The following is a 15,024-nucleotide window of genomic DNA, read 5'->3' as shown; positions in this document are numbered from 1 at the left end:
CCGGTTCTGCGACGGATGCTTCCGCCCCATGTCGTTCAAGCTGTTCAATCTTCTGGTACAGGCATCCGTCTGGACCATCGGCATAAGTGCCATCTCGATCGGGCTGGGTTTCCTGATTGCGCTTGGCCTGTCGGCCGCGCTGCTGTCGGGCAAGGCCTTCTATCGGCGCCCGGCACAGTTCTTCATCAGCTTTTTTCGCGGCGTGCCGCTTCTGGTGCAGCTTCTGCTCATCTATAATCTTCTACCGTTCATCGGCCTCAACGTCCCGAGCATTGTCGCTGCCATCATCGGCATGTCGCTCTGCACGGCGGCCTATCAGGCGGAAAATCTGCGCGGCGGGTTTGAAAGCGTGCCACGCGGGCTCATCGAGGCCGCCGACATGGTGGGCTTTACGCCAAGCCAGCTGTTCCTGCGCATCAAGGTGCCGATCGCCCTGCGGATGACCTTTCCCGCCCTCGTCAACGAAGCGATCATGATCCTCAAATCCTCCTCGCTCGTGTCGGTCGTGGGCATCGTGGAAATCACCCGCATGGCGCAGGATCTCGCCTCCTCCACCTATATGCCGATCGAGATCTTTTCCTCGGCCGCCCTCATCTATCTCGTCATCTGCTGGAGCGTGGCGCTTGCCGGTCGTTATGGCGAACGCGCGCTGCCGGGAGTTGCCAAATGATGTTTGATCCCGGCGTTATCCTCAAACATTTGCCCGAGATCATTTCCGGCACCGGCGTGACGCTGGCGCTCTGGATTGCCGGCATGCTGCTCGGCGTGTTCATCGGCTTTGTCGTTGCAACCCTCAGGCGTTATGGCGGCGTCATGGTCGACATTCCGCTCGGTCTTGTGGTGGAAGTGCTGCGCGGCACGCCCTTCCTCATCCAGATCTTCCTCGTTTATTACGGCGGCCCGTTCGTCGGCATTTCGCTTGATCCCATTCCCTGCGGTCTTCTTGGACTGTCGATCTATGCGGCGGCCTATTATTCGGAAATTTTTCGCGCAGGCTACGGCGCTGTGCCCCACGGCCATGTGGAGGCCGCCGAATGCCTCGGCTTTTCGCGCCTGCAGGTCATCCGCCGCATTCTCCTGCCGGAAATGGCGCTCATCGTGCTGCCGCCCTCGGTCAACCTTTCGGTGATCCTGCTGAAGGAATCGGCGGTTCTGTCCATCATCACCGTGCCGGAACTGACCACCACCGTCAGCGCCATCGGCTCGCAGGAATATGCCTTTCTCGAAGCCATTTTCCTGTTGGCAGTCATCTACTGGGTCATCGTCGAGGCCGCGGCCCGGCTTGGCCGCTTTGCCGAATCCCGCTTTTCCACCTACAGGTTTTCCACGCCATGACGCTTCCCGCCATTTCCGTTCGAAACCTTGTGAAGCGCTTCGGCCAGACGCCGGTGTTGCAGGATATCGATCTGGATATCCCCGAAGGCAAGGTTTCCTGCCTGATCGGCCCCTCAGGCTCCGGCAAGAGCACGCTTCTGCGCTGCCTGGCGTTCCTGGAAGAGGCAACGGAGGGGATGATCACCGTCAATGGCGAGGCGCTGGGTTTCTTTGAAAACGCCAGGGGAGAGCGCGAGCGTCTGCCGTCGGCCCAGATCCGGGCGGTGCGCGCGCAGATCGGCATGGTGTTCCAGCAGTTCAACCTCTGGCCCCACATGACGGCATTGGGGAATGTTTCGGAGGCGCTGAAGACGGTTCATAAAGTGCCGCGAAAGGAAGCCGAAGAGCGCGCCATGGCGCAGTTGAAGAAAGTCGGCCTTGAAAACCGCGCCGGGCATTATCCGGCGCAACTGTCCGGCGGCCAGCAGCAGCGTGTGGCAATCGCCCGGGCGCTGGCACTATCGCCAAAAATCATGCTGTTTGACGAGCCGACCTCGGCGCTCGACCCGGAACTGACCGGCGAAGTGCTGACCGTCATGCGTGATCTGGCGGCCGACGGCATGACCATGGTCGTCGTCAGCCACGAGATCGGTTTTGCCGCCACCATCGGCCACCAGATCAGCTTTCTCGACCAGGGTCGGCTCATGTTGACGGGCGCACCGGCGGACGTGTTTGCCAAGCCGCGCCATCCGCGTCTGGAACAGTTCCTCGATACCTATCTGGACCGCGGCGCCTCGATGCTGGCCTGACGGGTCCGGCCAAGCGGCATGCGATGGAGGAGGCGCCATGGACCATGACAGCAGGATCGGCAAAAAGCCCGTCCGTTCGCTCCATGCGCGCATCCTAGAGGAGATCGAGGACAATATCGTCTCCGGCCGCTGGCCGCCGGGCCATAAAGTGCCCTCCGAGCAGGCGCTGACGCAGGCCTATGGCTGCTCACGCATGACCGTCAGCAAGGTTCTGACGGAGCTGGCCCGGGCGGGCCTTCTTCTGAGGCGTCGCAAGACCGGCAGCATCGTGATGCCGCAAGGGCCGCAAAGCGCGATCCTTGAAATCTATGATATCGGCGACGAGGTGCGTGCGCAGAACCTGTCCTATCGGTTCGAGGTGGTCAGCCGCGCGCTGCGCCTGCCGACACGCAGCGAACTTGCAGCCTGCGCGCTACCGGCGCGGCGAAAACTCCTGTCGCTCACCGTCATGCACCGGGCAGATGGCGCGCCGTTCTGCCTTGAAGAACGCATCATCAACCTTGCCATCGTGCCGGATGCCGCAACCGAAACGTTCGAGGACCTGTCGCCCGGCCCGTGGCTGCTGCAACACGTGCCGTGGAACGCCGCGGAACACCGGATTGCAGCCGATGCGGCATCCTTGCCCGTGGCCGAGGCGCTTGGCCTTTGCCTCCATGCACCGGTTCTGACGGTGGAGCGCCAGACCTGGCGCTTTGAAGATACCGTCACCCGCGTGCGCCTCACCTATCCCGGCAGCCAGCATGCGTTGACCGCCCGTTTCACACCGCTGCGACGTCTGGACGCCAGCACGCCCGCCGCTGATCACCAGGAGCAGATCCCATGGCCCGCACCGACACGCTGAAGCTCGGCACCTTCGTCTACACCTTCGGGTTCAATCCCGCCGCCTGGCGTCATCCGGCAGCGGATGTGAACGGCGCAAACACCATCGATCACCTGCTGAACGTTGCCAAAATCTCGGAAGCGGCCAAATTCGACTTCATGTTTCTGGCGGATTCGCCGGCGGCTGCCATCGGTGATCCGGATGCGCTTGCCCGCTCGCCGACCAAGATGAACCGTTTCGAGCCGCTGTCTTTGATCTCAGCGCTCTCGGTGCTGACGGAAAAGCTCGGTTTTGTCGCCACCGCCTCGACCAGCTTTTATGAGCCCTTCAACCTCGCCCGCATCTTTGCCTCGATCGACCATTTGAGCGGCGGTCGCGCCTGCTGGAACGTGGTGACCTCAGACCATGACGAGACCGGCTACAACTACAATTTCGACGGGCTTCCGCCGCACAGCTGGCGTTACGAGCGCGGCGCGGAATTCGTCGACGTCGTTTTCGGCCTCTGGGACAGCTTTGAGCCGGATGCGCTGATCCTCGACAAGCAGGCCGGGCTCTACCACGACAAGGACAAGCTGCATCTCCTCAACCACAAGGGAAAGCATTTTCAGGTGCGCGGTCCGTTGAACGTTGCCGCCTCCCCGCAGGGGCGGCCGGTGATTGCCCAGGCCGGCGGCTCCGAGCCCGGCATGGAACTCGCCGCACGCACCGCCGAAATCGTCTTCAGCCTTGCCTCCAACCTTCAGCGCAACAAGGCTTTTGCAGATAACGTCAAAGGACGCATGGCAAAGTACGGGCGTTCCACCAGCGATCTCAAGATGATGCCTGGCGTGGTGATCAATGTGGCGGAGACGAAAGCCGAGGCGCAGGCGAAGGTCAATTTCCTCATCGACAACCTGCATCCGGATGTCGGGCGCTGGATGCTCGGAGAATTTCTCGAAACCGATCTGTCCGGTGCTGACCTCGACAAAACCTTTCCGATGGAGCGGCTTCCCGCCGAGCCGAAGGGGTCGAAGGCGCTGTTCGAGGAACTGACGGATTATATCCGCCAGGGCCATACGCTCGGCCACCTCATCCGCCATTACGCGGAAAAGAGCACCGGCAACGGCATTACCGGCACGCCGACAGAAATTGCGGATTTCATGGAGGAATGGTTCGAGGCCGGTGCTGCCGACGGCTTCATCCTGATGTTCCCGACGCTGCCGGCCAGTCTTACCGACTTCGTGGAACTGGTGCTGCCGGAACTGCGCCGTCGTGGCCTGTTTCGCGAGGAATACGAGGGCTCGACCCTTCGCGAAAACCTTGGCCTGTCGAAGCCGGCCAACCGCTATGCGGCTGCCCGGCAGGGATCTTGAGGCTTAATCTTCAGAAAGCGTGGGGACCGGCTTGCCGGAAATGATCTCGCGCTTTCCGACATGGTTTGCCGGGCCGACGAGGCCTTCCTGCTCCATGCGCTCCACCAGCGAAGCGGCCCGGTTATAGCCGACCGAGAGGCGACGCTGGATGTAGGAGGTCGAGCACTTGCGGTCCTTCATCACCACCTTGACGGCCTTTTCATAGAGGTCGTCGGGATCTTCGCTGCCCATGCCGCTGCGGTCGAAGACGGCGGCATCGGTTTCCGGCTCGGCGTCCACCTCGTTTTCGTCTTCCGTGACGGTGCCCAGATAATCCGGCCGTCCTTGCGCCTTCAGGTGCGAGACGACGTATTCCACCTCGGCATCCGACACGAAGGGGCCGTGGACACGCGAAATGCGCCCGCCGCCGGCCATATGCAGCATGTCGCCCTGGCCGAGCAGGTGTTCGGCACCCTGTTCACCCAAAATGGTGCGGCTGTCGATCTTCGACGTCACCTGGAAGGAGATGCGCGTCGGGAAATTGGCCTTGATCGTGCCGGTGATAACGTCGACGGAGGGGCGCTGCGTTGCCATGATCAGGTGGATACCGGCGGCACGCGCCATCTGGGCGAGACGCTGGATGGCGCCTTCGATTTCCTTGCCGGCGACCATCATCAGGTCGGCCATCTCGTCGACGACAACGACAATATAGGGCATCGGCGACAGGTCGAGTTCCTGTTCCTCGTAGACGATCTCGCCGTTGTGACGGTCAAAACCGGTCTGCACGTTGACGGTGATCGTCTCGCCCTTTTCGCGGGCCTGGGCGGCGCGGGCATTGTAACCGTCGATATTGCGTACACCGAGCCGCGACATCTTGCGATAACGATCCTCCATCTCGCGCACGGCCCATTTCAGCGCCAGCACGGCCTTTTTCGGATCGGTGACGACGGGGGTCAGGAGGTGCGGGATGCCGTCATAGACCGACAGTTCCAGCATTTTCGGGTCGATCATGATCAGGCGGCATTCTTCCGGACGCAGCCGGTAGAGAAGCGACAGGATCATGGTGTTGATGGCAACCGACTTGCCCGAACCGGTGGTGCCGGCGACCAGCAGATGCGGCATCTTGGCAAGTTCTGCAATGACAGGTTCGCCACCGATGGTCTTGCCAAGGCAGAGCGCCAGGCGGTGCTTGGTTTCCCAATAATCCTCGCACTCGATGAGTTCGCGCAGGAAAACCGTTTCGCGAACGGCATTCGGCAGCTCGATGCCGATGACATTGCGGCCGGGAACGACCGCGACGCGCGCCGACAGCGCCGACATGGAGCGGGCGATATCATCGGCCAAGCCGATGACGCGCGAGGATTTGACGCCGGGCGCCGGCTCAAATTCGTAAAGCGTGACCACCGGGCCGGGGCGCACGTCGATGATTTCGCCGCGCACACCAAAATCTTCCAGAATGCTTTCGAGAAGACCGGCGCTCTGCTGCAACGCATCCGGCTGCACGGTTTCGGCCTGCTGGCCAAACGGCTCCTGCAGAAGCGCAATCGGCGGAAATTCGTAGGCGTCGTCGCTTTCGCGCACGGCCATGGCACCAGACAGACCCGGCAGGCCCTGCGGCTTGCGCCGCGAAATCGGCACAATGGCGCGGGCCGGCGGCTGTTGCGGCTGAACGGCCACGGTTTCGGCTGTTGTTTCAGCAGCCACGGCTTCGACCGGTGCGACAACGGTTTCCTCGATCACCGGCACGGGAGCCACGACCGGCTCGACGGCAACGGCGTCCAGCGGCGGATGAACCGGCGGCGCAACAGGGGCCGGGATGGCCATGACGGTTTCGCGTGGCTCGGCTGCAATGGGCTGAACGGGGCGTTTCTCAAACCGGGTTCCGGGACGCACCTCGCGGTAAAGCGCCGTCACGGAATTCGGCACCAGCGGATGGGAAAGGCGCACCACTTCGGCCGGGCGCCGCATAACGACGGGGGCGGCGTGGAAGGTTTGCGGGGCTGCGGGCTTCTCCACGGCCGGAGGTACCGCAGGCGCCACATCGGCATCCATGCCGGCTTCGAAGAAGGCGAAATCGGAGAGCCACAGCTTGGGCGCTGACGGCGTATCGCAAGAAGCCGGTGTCGCGGCAACCGGCGCGGCAGACGTCACCGGCGAGGCGACCTCGGGCGATACGGCAGGAGCTTGCGCGGGCGCCGTCGCGGCTGGTGCGAACGGGGCAGCCACGGCGTTGGCAAAAGCGGGCTGGGCAGGCGAATAGGCAGGCGCGATGTGAGACTGCGCGGTATTAACGGGAGATGCGATTTCGGTGGTCTTTTCTGCAGGCATTTCGGCTTTCGGGTCTTCCTTCGGCGCCGGCCGCTTGAAGATGAGCGCGCGCGGCGAAGGTTGCGGCTTCACCTTTGGCGGAGCCGGTATCTGCTGCATGGCGGTTGCCACGCCCTGCAGCGCATTGACGAGCAATTCGGGCGCAAGCGTGGCGTTTTCATTGACCGGTGGCTGGGCATTCACATCGAGCGGCTCGACCAGCCGTCCCGCCGCTGCCGGCATGCGTTCTTCCGGGGCGACGGGTGCCACCTGGTCGCGACCACGCGGCCGGGCAAGAATGCTTTCCGGCGTGCGGGTGAACCGCACATTGGGTGCCAGTTTAAAGGCCGCCTGCCAGGGCGCCTGCTCAATGGTCGCTTCGTTCGGATCGACAGTCGGTGTCCGGCGCTGCGGCTCAGGTTCGCGGCCGTCGAGGGGACCCTCGTCGGACTGCATGGTTTCAAGGGACTTGGGGAAGTTCGTTCTATGAAAATGCATCACACCAACCGCGTACAAATGGCAGTGCTATTAAGTAGAAAATAAAGGTTAATGGCTCCTTTAGAGCCGCCTCCGGCTGTGCGATTTCATAACCTGTGACAGTCTGTCCGGTTCGGGCATGGGCTATATCAAGCCTTTGGACATAAAAGATAAAACACGAAAATCCGCACATTTTACGGCATCGGACTGTTTAACGCGGGCGCTTCTTGAAGGGCGGGTGCGCGGGATCTCTTTGGCGGCCCCTCCTCCCCTCGCCAGCACCCCCAAACGGCAAGGCCACCCCTCCACGATCTGCCGCGCATGCCCTGTCGAGACACCTTTGAATTTAATCGACAGATGGCCTGCAGTATGATGGATGAAGACAAACAACAGACGGATTGGCGATGGCGACGACAACTGCACACGATGTTCAAGACCCGGCCCGCACGCGCGGATCCGGTACCCAGACTGTTTATGCCACTATCCGCCGGGAAATTCTGGCGATGACGCTGGAGCCGGGTTCGCCGCTGGACGAGGTCAAATTGTCGGAACGGTTCGGCATGTCGCGCACTCCGGTGCGCGAAGCGCTGCTGCGGCTCTCCGCCGATGGCCTGACGACCACCCTGCCGAACCGCAACACCATCGTTGCCGCCATCGACTTTGCTGCCCTGCCCGCCTATTTCGAAGCGTTGACGCTGATGTACCGGGTCACCACGCGCGGAGCGGCCGGCCGCCGGAGCGCTGGTCCCGCACGGGACATTCGCGCCCGCCAGACTGAGTTTGCACGGGCTGTCGACGCGCAGGATGCCTATGCGATGATCGAGGCAAACCGCGAGTTCCACGTCGCCATCGCCGAACGGGCCGGCAATGCCTATTACACCACCTTCTTTACCCGGCTGCTCGATGAAGGGCGACGAATCCTGCGCCTCTATTATTCGACCTTCGACGACCGGCTGCCCCGGCAATATGTCGAGGAGCACGAGGACATGATCATGGCTATCGAAGCCGGCGACGTGGAGCGGGCCGACACATTGGCGCTTGCCCATGCAGCGCAGATCGTGGCGCAGATACAGGAGTATCTGGCGCGCGACGCCGCCAATGCGCGCGACCTCAAGAACATCTGACATCAACCTTCTGCCGGCTTTCGACTTGCGCCGGGCGCTGTCTTGCCCAGCTTCCGACATCGCCACGCTTTTCCATCGACAATGAAAATACAAAGTGTATACTAATCTTAATTCCGGCCTCGGCACTCCTTGCCGACCCGCTTTTTTGATGGAGATTGCAATGACCTCGAACATTTTCACCGGCTGCATTCCGGCCCTGATGACGCCGTGCCATGCCGACCGCACGCCTGATTTCGACGGTCTCGTGCGCAAGGGCCGCGAGCTGGTGGATGCCGGCATGTCGGCGGTTGTCTATTGCGGATCGATGGGTGACTGGCCGCTGCTGACGGATGCGCAACGCATGGAAGGCGTCGAGCGCCTGGTGAAGGCGGGGCTTCGGGTCATCGTCGGAACCGGCGCCGTCAACACAAAAATCGCCGCCGAACATGCAGCGCATGCGCAGAAGGTTGGCGCACACGGCCTGATGGTCATTCCGCGGGTGCTTTCCCGCGGCACGTCCGTTTCGGCCCAGCGGGCGCATTTCAAGACGATCCTGTCGGCGGCTCCCGATCTGCCGGCCGTCATCTACAACAGCCCCTATTACGGTTTTGCCACGCGCGCCGACCTGTTTTTCGAACTGCGCCGCGAACACAAGAACCTCATTGGCTTCAAGGAATTCGGCGGCCCGGCAGACCTGCGTTATGCCGCTGAAAACATCACCAGCCGTGACGATGAAGTGACCCTGATGGTCGGCGTCGATACCGCCGTTTTCCACGGTTTTGTCAATTGCGGCGCATCCGGCGCCATCACCGGCATCGGCAATGTGCTGCCCCGCGAAGTGCTGCATCTGGTTTCGCTCTGCGAGGCCGCCGCCAAGGGCAATGCGACCGCACGCACGCAGGCACTTGAGCTGGAAGCAGCACTTGCCGTGCTCTCCTCCTTCGATGAAGGCCCGGATCTCGTTCTCTTCTACAAGCACATGCTGGTGATGACCGGAAATCCCGAATTCACGCTGCACTTCAACGAAACCGACAGCCTTTCCGACAGCCAGCGCGGCTTTGTCGAAAAGCAGTTCAAGCTGTTCCAGGCCTGGTATGCCGAATGGTCAAAAACCGTTGCACCCGTCTCTCAGGAAAAGGCTGCCTGAGGCCGCCGCTGCACTCATCGAAAATGACTTGGGTATTGAGGCGGCAGAGTTTGGACTGCCGCCTTAATGCGTTCTGTAGTCTGGAGGCGTTGGCTGCGGCAGAGGGCGAACTGACACGATAACGGAGATAGTCAGCTTTCGGCCCGAAGCAGTCACCAGAGCGCTGGTCTTCGAACGTTCCGCAGTTCAAATATGACTTCGTCCATCGGCGTGGTCCGCTTCCGAAATTAGCCAGATGATCGTCAGGATTACTCAGCGGACAACTTTCCAGCGAGAGGCACCCACACCCAATGCAGTCGTCAAGTTGATCACGAAGGCGGACAAGTCGTTCGATTCTCTCATCAAGGACTTTCCGCCATTCTGAGGGTGCCGCTTGCCAGTCAGTTCTGCCCACAGCCTGGCCGCGCGGAACCCTCACCAGCATCGACCGGATTTCCGAAAGCGACAGCCAAAGAGACTGGGCGACCCGAATGATGGCCACGCGCCGCAGTTCGCGCCGATCATAACGCCGATGACCCGCTGCCGTCCTGCTGCTGTGGATCATCCCCTCTGACTCGTAATAATGCAGCGCCGATAGCGCGATGCCAGCCCGCGCTGCCATTTGGCCCACCGTTAGATCGCCGTGCCTAATCATTTGCTCTGTCGGCAACATATCGCTTGACCTCAAGTTACCTTGAGGATGCAGTCTCCGCGAGGGTCACGAAAAACGCAAGGATTTACATGCCGGAACCTTCGCAGCGATCACGTGCTTACGGCGGCACTGCACGCCTCACACGTTTTATTGCAGCCAGTGGGCTAACAAATCTCGGAGACGGGATCGCGACAATCGCGTGGGCATGGACAGCCTCTCTTTTGACGCGCGATCCGCTGTTGATCGCACTGGTCGCAGTCGCCCTCAGACTACCCTGGGCGATCTTTGCACTGCCCGCCGGGATCATAACTGATAGAATGGATCGCCGGAAACTCATCCTGAGAATGGATGTGTTACGAGCTGTCGCTTTCGGTGTCGCGGCGGTGGCGCTTTACAGCCAGTTGCCATTGTCAGCCCCTCCCCAAACGGGGCTCACATCGCCACTGGCGTTTGTTGTTCTCACCCTTACGGCTCTCATTGTCGGTGCGGCCGAGGTGTTTCGGGACAATGCCGCGCAGACCATGCTTCCCGCGCTTGTTCCGCCTGACAAATTGGAACGGGCAAATGGCAGACTCTGGAGTGTCGAGCTTACGGGTAACGCCCTCATTGGTCCGCCCGTAGGTGCAGCACTGGTTGGCGTCGCACTGCCCTTTCCGTTTACCGCGAATGCAATCGCCTACGCTCTGGCTGCTTTGATTGTGGGCAACATTGGCGGCAACTTTCAGCCTGCCCAATCCGCTCGGCGAAACTGGCGGGCGGAATTGGCCGAGGGAATGGCATTCTTAAGAGGCGCTCCGCTTCTACGGCTACTTGCCTGGCTTACAGGGTTTTGGAACCTGTTCTTTCAGATGGTCATGATCGCATTGGTACTGCATGTTCAGGAGAACCTTGGCCTGTCGTCAGCGGCATACGGGTTAATTCTTGCTACAGGAGCCGTCGGGGGAATCGCGGGCGGTCTGTTGGGCGAGCATGTAGTGCGTCGCCTGGGGACGGGTCCTACCGCGCAATGGATGCTCTTTGTCTCCGTCCCCGCCTTTGTCGGCATAGCATTGGCCCCCAATGCAGTGTCTCTAGCATTAATCCTTGCCTTGTTCGAATTCGCCGGATTGGTATGGAATACGGTGTCGGTTTCCACCCGCCAGCGCATGATACCTGACCATCTTAGGGGCCGTGTGAACAGTGTTTATCGTCTGCTGGCCTGGGGAATGATGCCGCTTGGTCTCCTGCTATCGGGGCTCATCGTTCGTGGCCTTGATGGCATTGTCCCTCGACAAGTTGCGCTGGTTGCTCCGTTTTGGGTTGCAGCCGCAGGCGTGTTCATTGTCGTCATAGTCGGCTGGAAGCAACTCAAGTCAGGGCTCGGTCGTAGTGAAGCATGTGATTGACGGCTAAAGGGCAGACGCGTCGCGTGAGGACCGCTTTCGGCGCATTTCAGCCGAAAAATCATTCGGGTTCAATGACAAAGGTTGCCTCCTGCCTCAGAGCGTCATCCCGCCCCTAGCTCCCCCCCAGCGCTTCGGAGGCGGCTTTGCCGGCATTGGTGAGAAGGTCGACATAATCTGCCTTGCGGGCCTCGTCGAAGCGGAAGAGCGGGAAGGAAATCGAGATGGCGGCGATGGGGTGCCCGAGGTAGTTGAAGATCGGAGCCGCCATGCATCTCACGCCAGCCTCGCTTTCCTCCACCTCCTCCGCATAACCGCGGGTGCGGGTCTCCTCAAGATCGGACAGAAGCTGAGCGCGGTCGGTGATTGTGCGAGGTGCGCGCTGTTCAAGCGCCATGCGAGCAAGCCGCTCGGCAATTTCCGCCTCGTCGCGAAATGCCAGAAGCGCCTTGCCAAGGGCCGTGCTGTGCAAAGGGCTGCGCAGGCCGAGCGGTGATTTCATCGCAAGATTGAAGGCGGCATCGTATTTGTGGATGTAGACGACCTTGTCCTCGCGGCTGTCGAGAATGCCAAGGTTGATGGATTCACCCGTTGCCCGTGACAGCCGGCCCATCGCGGAATCTGCTGCCCGCAACAGATCGGCCTGCTCGCTCAGCGAGCGCGCTCCAAGGCTGAACAGTTTTAGCGTCAGGCCGTATTTCTCGGTTTCCGGATCCTGCTCGACATAACCGAGATCCACCATCGTCTGCAGCAGGCGATGCGCCGTGGTCTTCGACGTCATCGCCTTTTGCGAAAGATCCGCAAGCCCGATCTGGCGCGCCTCCACCAGTGCCTCCAGCACAGCAAAGACCTTGAGGACGGCGGCGGCATTTTCTGTCTTGGCGGGCTGATCCGACATGGGCGTGTTCTAAATTTTCCGGAACTGCATTCTGGATTTCACGGCGGGGTCTGTCAAGCAGGGTGCGAGCCCCGCTCTTCCCCTCCTCCGCTGCGGTTCTCAACCCCTTGACGATCAAACCGCACGCCAAAAGAGCGGATACAAAAACGGCGTTGAAATGCGTGGCGGAGTGTGGTCTGCTCCGTTTCCGGAACCAAGTTCCGAAAATATTTCAACTGGGGAGGAGTTGAAGCATGCATCCTCTGCTACGGCAGAAGCCCACCTTGCTGGCACGGGACCAGATTTGCGCGCTGATCGACCGGTTGACGGACAATCTCATCCATATCGAGGACAAGACAGGGGAATATCTCCTGAAGCTCGAGGATGGGCGCGTCATCGACACGAAGGGTTGGGCCGGCTGGGAATGGACGCACGGCATTGCCCTTTACGGCCTCTTCAAATACTGGCAGCAGACCGGGCAGAAAGAGGTGATGGCGATCATCACGGACTGGTTCGAGGCCCGCCTTGCAGAGGGCACACCCACCAAGAACATCAACACGGTTGCCCCCTTCCTGACGCTTGCGCATCTCTACGAGATGAACCGCGATCCACGTTTTCTGCCCTATCTCGAAACCTGGGCCGAATGGGTGATGCACGAGATGCCGCGCACCCGCGAGGGTGGATTGCAGCACATCGTCTATAACAGCGTCAACGACCAGCAGATCTGGGATGACACGCTGATGATGAGCGTGTTGCCGCTGGCCAAGATCGGCCTTGTGCTGAACCGGCCGGATTTCGTCGAGGAAGCCAAATACCAGTTTCTGCTGCACGCGCAGTATCTGATGGATACCGAGACGGGCCTGTGGTTCCACGGCTTCACCTTCGATGGTCACCACAACTTCGCCCGCGCCCGCTGGGCGCGCGGCAACAGCTGGATCACTATCGCCATCCCGGAATTCATCGAGCTGCTCGATCTTGCCGAGGGCGATCCGCTTCGCCGGCATCTTCTGTCCGTTCTGTCGCGCCAGGCCTCCGCCTTGAAGGCGCATCAGGATGCCTCCGGGCTGTTTCACACCCTGATCGACGACTCCGACAGCTATCTGGAAGCCTCGGCCACGGCAGGTTTTGCCTATGGCCTGATGAAGAGCGTGCGCAAGCGTTATCTCGGCCCCGACTATCTCGAAACGGCAGAGCGCGCCATGAAGGGCGTGATCGACAATATCAGCCCGCAGGGAGAGCTGCTGCAGGTGTCCTTCGGGACGGCAATGGGCAATGACCTCGATTTCTACCGGCAGATCCGTCGCACATCCATGCCCTATGGGCAGGCGATGGCGATGTTATGCCTGACCGAACTGCTGCGCAGTCAGATCTGACATATCTGTCGAAAGGGCTGCGGAGAGAAAGACAAACAGGCTGCCCGATCGGAGGAGCGATCGGGCGGTGCAATCATCTCAAGGAGGAGGAGAACATGATGAACCTGACGAGACGCAAGCTGTTGGGCGCCGTAGGCGCTGGCCTTGCAGCTTCGCAGCTGGCAACCGGGCCAGCGCGGGCCGCCACCCGCATCCGCCATTACTGGTGGGGCAACCCTGAGCGCGACAAGCGTACCTTTGCAGTGATCGACCTGTTCCAGAAGGAAAATCCCGGCGTGGAAGTCTCGGGCGAGACCATCGGCTGGGGCGATTACTGGACCAAGATGGCCACCCAGACCGCCGGCCGCAACATGGCGGATCTGGTGCAGATGGATTACCGGTTCCTGTTTGAATATGTCCGCCGCGGTGCGCTGAAGCCGCTCGACGAATTCATCGGCAAAAGCCTGATGATTGCCGATTTCGACAAGGGTCCGCTTGCCGGCGGCGAGGTCGACGGCAAGCTCTATGCGCTCAACATCGGCTCCAACAGCCAGGTGATCGTTTACAACAAACGGCTGTTCGAGGAAGCCGGCATCAAGGCCGACCTCATCAACTGGACCTGGGACGATTTTGCCAAGACCTGCGAAACGATCACGGCCAAATCCGGCGGCAAGGTGAAGGGTTCGGACGATCTCGCCCTGATGATCGAAACCTTCGAATCCTGGGTTCGCCAGAACGGCCGCGAATTCTACGACAAGGACGGCAAGGTGACAGCCACCGCAGAGGATGTTGCAACCTACTGGCAGTTCTGGGCGGACCTGCGCAAGAAGGACGTGGTGCGCGGCAAGGAAAAAACCGTCATCCTCGATGCGCCGATTGCTGAATCCGGTGTTGCCGTCGGCGATACCGCCATGGCGCATTTCTGGTCCAATCAGCTCGTCGGCATCCAGTCTGCGGCCAAGGACAAGATCGGCGCGGCCATGGTGCCCCACAAGAAGGATGGCAAGCCCGGCCAGTTCATCAAGCCCTCGATGTTCCTGTCGCTGTCGCGCGATGCCAAGGATCCGGCAGCGGCAATCGCCTACATGAACGCCTGGGTCAACGATCCCGCCATAACAGGTGTTCTCGGCCTTGAACGCGGCATTCCCGCCTCGCCCAAGGTGCGCGAAGCACTGGCGCCGAAGCTCACCGAGGTCGAAAAGCTCTCCGTGGACTATTTCGATGCGATCCAGTCCAAGGTCGGGCCGCTTCCCCTGCCAGCCCCGAAGGGGGCCGGCGAGGTGCGCGACGCCTTCATGCGCATCGGCACGGACGTGGTTCTGGCAAGGCTTGATGCCAAGGACGCGGCCGCCACCTTCATCGATGATGCCCAGGCCATCGTCGAACGGGCGCAGTGACAGGCAACGTCCTTCCGCCTTCCATCTCCCGGATCGGTCCAAGGACCACCGGGAGATCCAGAATTCTTGCGGGCTGC

General features: G+C 61.0%; 12 protein-coding genes and 1 pseudogene. 10 read left to right on the top strand and 3 right to left on the bottom strand.

Annotated elements, in window-relative coordinates; all coding sequences use genetic code 11:
* Positions 1 to 28: 28 nt before the first annotated feature.
* The 5 genes from AC4CWH_RS22490 to AC4CWH_RS22470 are packed head-to-tail and all read left to right on the top strand — an operon-like array spanning position 29 to position 4,295.
* Entirely contained in the window at positions 29 to 670 is a 642-nt protein-coding gene (locus tag AC4CWH_RS22490; protein WP_491321570.1) for an amino acid ABC transporter permease, read from the top strand.
* A complete protein-coding gene (locus AC4CWH_RS22485) occupies positions 667 to 1,335 on the top strand; it encodes an amino acid ABC transporter permease (protein WP_491321569.1) in 669 nt (222 codons plus the stop codon). The genes AC4CWH_RS22490 and AC4CWH_RS22485 overlap by 4 nt, the downstream gene beginning before the upstream one ends.
* A complete protein-coding gene (locus AC4CWH_RS22480) occupies positions 1,332 to 2,123 on the top strand; it encodes an amino acid ABC transporter ATP-binding protein (protein WP_491321568.1) in 792 nt (263 codons plus the stop codon). Before AC4CWH_RS22485 ends, AC4CWH_RS22480 begins: the two co-directional genes overlap by 4 nt.
* 37 nt (positions 2,124 to 2,160) lie before the next feature.
* Positions 2,161 to 2,964, top strand: a complete 804-nt coding sequence (gene hutC / locus AC4CWH_RS22475) for a histidine utilization transcriptional repressor HutC (RefSeq protein ID WP_491321567.1) — start codon at positions 2,161 to 2,163, stop codon at positions 2,962 to 2,964.
* Positions 2,943 to 4,295 carry an LLM class flavin-dependent oxidoreductase gene (locus AC4CWH_RS22470; protein WP_491321566.1) on the top strand — a complete coding sequence of 451 codons (1,353 nt, stop codon included), beginning with the start codon at positions 2,943 to 2,945 and terminating at the stop codon, positions 4,293 to 4,295. Before hutC ends, AC4CWH_RS22470 begins: the two co-directional genes overlap by 22 nt.
* Before the next feature lie 3 nt (positions 4,296 to 4,298).
* Here AC4CWH_RS22470 and AC4CWH_RS22465 read toward each other — a convergent pair whose 3' ends face one another.
* Positions 4,299 to 7,079 carry a DNA translocase FtsK gene (locus AC4CWH_RS22465; protein ID WP_491321565.1) on the bottom strand — a complete coding sequence of 927 codons (2,781 nt, stop codon included), beginning with the start codon at positions 7,077 to 7,079 and terminating at the stop codon, positions 4,299 to 4,301.
* A gap of 383 nt (positions 7,080 to 7,462) precedes the next feature.
* Between AC4CWH_RS22465 and AC4CWH_RS22460 the strand changes: the two genes are divergently transcribed.
* Positions 7,463 to 8,182 carry a GntR family transcriptional regulator gene (locus tag AC4CWH_RS22460; RefSeq protein WP_491321564.1) on the top strand — a complete coding sequence of 240 codons (720 nt, stop codon included), beginning with the start codon at positions 7,463 to 7,465 and terminating at the stop codon, positions 8,180 to 8,182.
* Between the two features lie 160 nt (positions 8,183 to 8,342).
* Complete coding sequence (locus AC4CWH_RS22455) at positions 8,343 to 9,308, top strand: dihydrodipicolinate synthase family protein (protein ID WP_491321563.1); 966 nt, start codon at positions 8,343 to 8,345, stop codon at positions 9,306 to 9,308.
* Between the two features lie 205 nt (positions 9,309 to 9,513).
* Here the strand turns inward: AC4CWH_RS22455 and soxR are convergent.
* Positions 9,514 to 9,909 (bottom strand): annotated as a pseudogene (soxR, locus tag AC4CWH_RS22450) (redox-sensitive transcriptional activator SoxR); the annotation flags it as partial.
* Positions 9,910 to 10,028: 119 nt separating this feature from the next.
* Between soxR and AC4CWH_RS22445 the strand changes: the two are divergent.
* Positions 10,029 to 11,324, top strand: a complete 1,296-nt coding sequence (locus AC4CWH_RS22445) for an MFS transporter (RefSeq protein ID WP_491286320.1) — start codon at positions 10,029 to 10,031, stop codon at positions 11,322 to 11,324.
* A gap of 112 nt (positions 11,325 to 11,436) precedes the next feature.
* Here the strand turns inward: AC4CWH_RS22445 and kdgR are convergent, their stop codons facing one another.
* Entirely contained in the window at positions 11,437 to 12,219 is a 783-nt protein-coding gene (gene kdgR / locus AC4CWH_RS22440; protein ID WP_491321562.1) for a DNA-binding transcriptional regulator KdgR, read from the bottom strand.
* Between the two features lie 233 nt (positions 12,220 to 12,452).
* Between kdgR and bglB the strand changes: the two genes are divergently transcribed.
* Entirely contained in the window at positions 12,453 to 13,571 is a 1,119-nt protein-coding gene (gene bglB / locus AC4CWH_RS22435) for a beta-galactosidase BglB (RefSeq protein ID WP_491286324.1), read from the top strand.
* 98 nt (positions 13,572 to 13,669) lie between these two features.
* Entirely contained in the window at positions 13,670 to 14,947 is a 1,278-nt protein-coding gene (locus AC4CWH_RS22430; RefSeq protein WP_491321561.1) for an ABC transporter substrate-binding protein, read from the top strand.
* Positions 14,948 to 15,024: the final 77 nt, after the last annotated feature.

It is taken from the genome of Neorhizobium sp. PAMB6716, from assembly GCF_058242805.1.
Note: the sequence above shows the minus strand (reverse complement) of the source record. Positions and strands in the feature narration are given on the sequence as shown.

Excerpts from the sequence above, each read along its gene's own strand:
- AC4CWH_RS22455 (WP_491321563.1), top strand. The coding sequence starts at position 8,343 with ATGACCTCGAACATTTTCACCGGCTGCATTCCGGCCCTGATGACGCCG.
- AC4CWH_RS22485 (WP_491321569.1), top strand. The coding sequence starts at position 667 with ATGATGTTTGATCCCGGCGTTATCCTCAAACATTTGCCCGAGATCATT.
- AC4CWH_RS22430 (WP_491321561.1), top strand. The coding sequence starts at position 13,670 with ATGAACCTGACGAGACGCAAGCTGTTGGGCGCCGTAGGCGCTGGCCTT.
- hutC (WP_491321567.1), top strand. The coding sequence starts at position 2,161 with ATGGACCATGACAGCAGGATCGGCAAAAAGCCCGTCCGTTCGCTCCAT.
- bglB (WP_491286324.1), top strand. The coding sequence starts at position 12,453 with ATGCATCCTCTGCTACGGCAGAAGCCCACCTTGCTGGCACGGGACCAG.
- AC4CWH_RS22460 (WP_491321564.1), top strand. The coding sequence starts at position 7,463 with ATGGCGACGACAACTGCACACGATGTTCAAGACCCGGCCCGCACGCGC.
- AC4CWH_RS22490 (WP_491321570.1), top strand. The coding sequence starts at position 29 with ATGTCGTTCAAGCTGTTCAATCTTCTGGTACAGGCATCCGTCTGGACC.
- AC4CWH_RS22480 (WP_491321568.1), top strand. The coding sequence starts at position 1,332 with ATGACGCTTCCCGCCATTTCCGTTCGAAACCTTGTGAAGCGCTTCGGC.
- AC4CWH_RS22465 (WP_491321565.1), bottom strand. The coding sequence starts at position 7,079 with ATGCATTTTCATAGAACGAACTTCCCCAAGTCCCTTGAAACCATGCAG.
- kdgR (WP_491321562.1), bottom strand. The coding sequence starts at position 12,219 with ATGTCGGATCAGCCCGCCAAGACAGAAAATGCCGCCGCCGTCCTCAAG.
- AC4CWH_RS22470 (WP_491321566.1), top strand. The coding sequence starts at position 2,943 with ATGGCCCGCACCGACACGCTGAAGCTCGGCACCTTCGTCTACACCTTC.
- AC4CWH_RS22445 (WP_491286320.1), top strand. The coding sequence starts at position 10,029 with ATGCCGGAACCTTCGCAGCGATCACGTGCTTACGGCGGCACTGCACGC.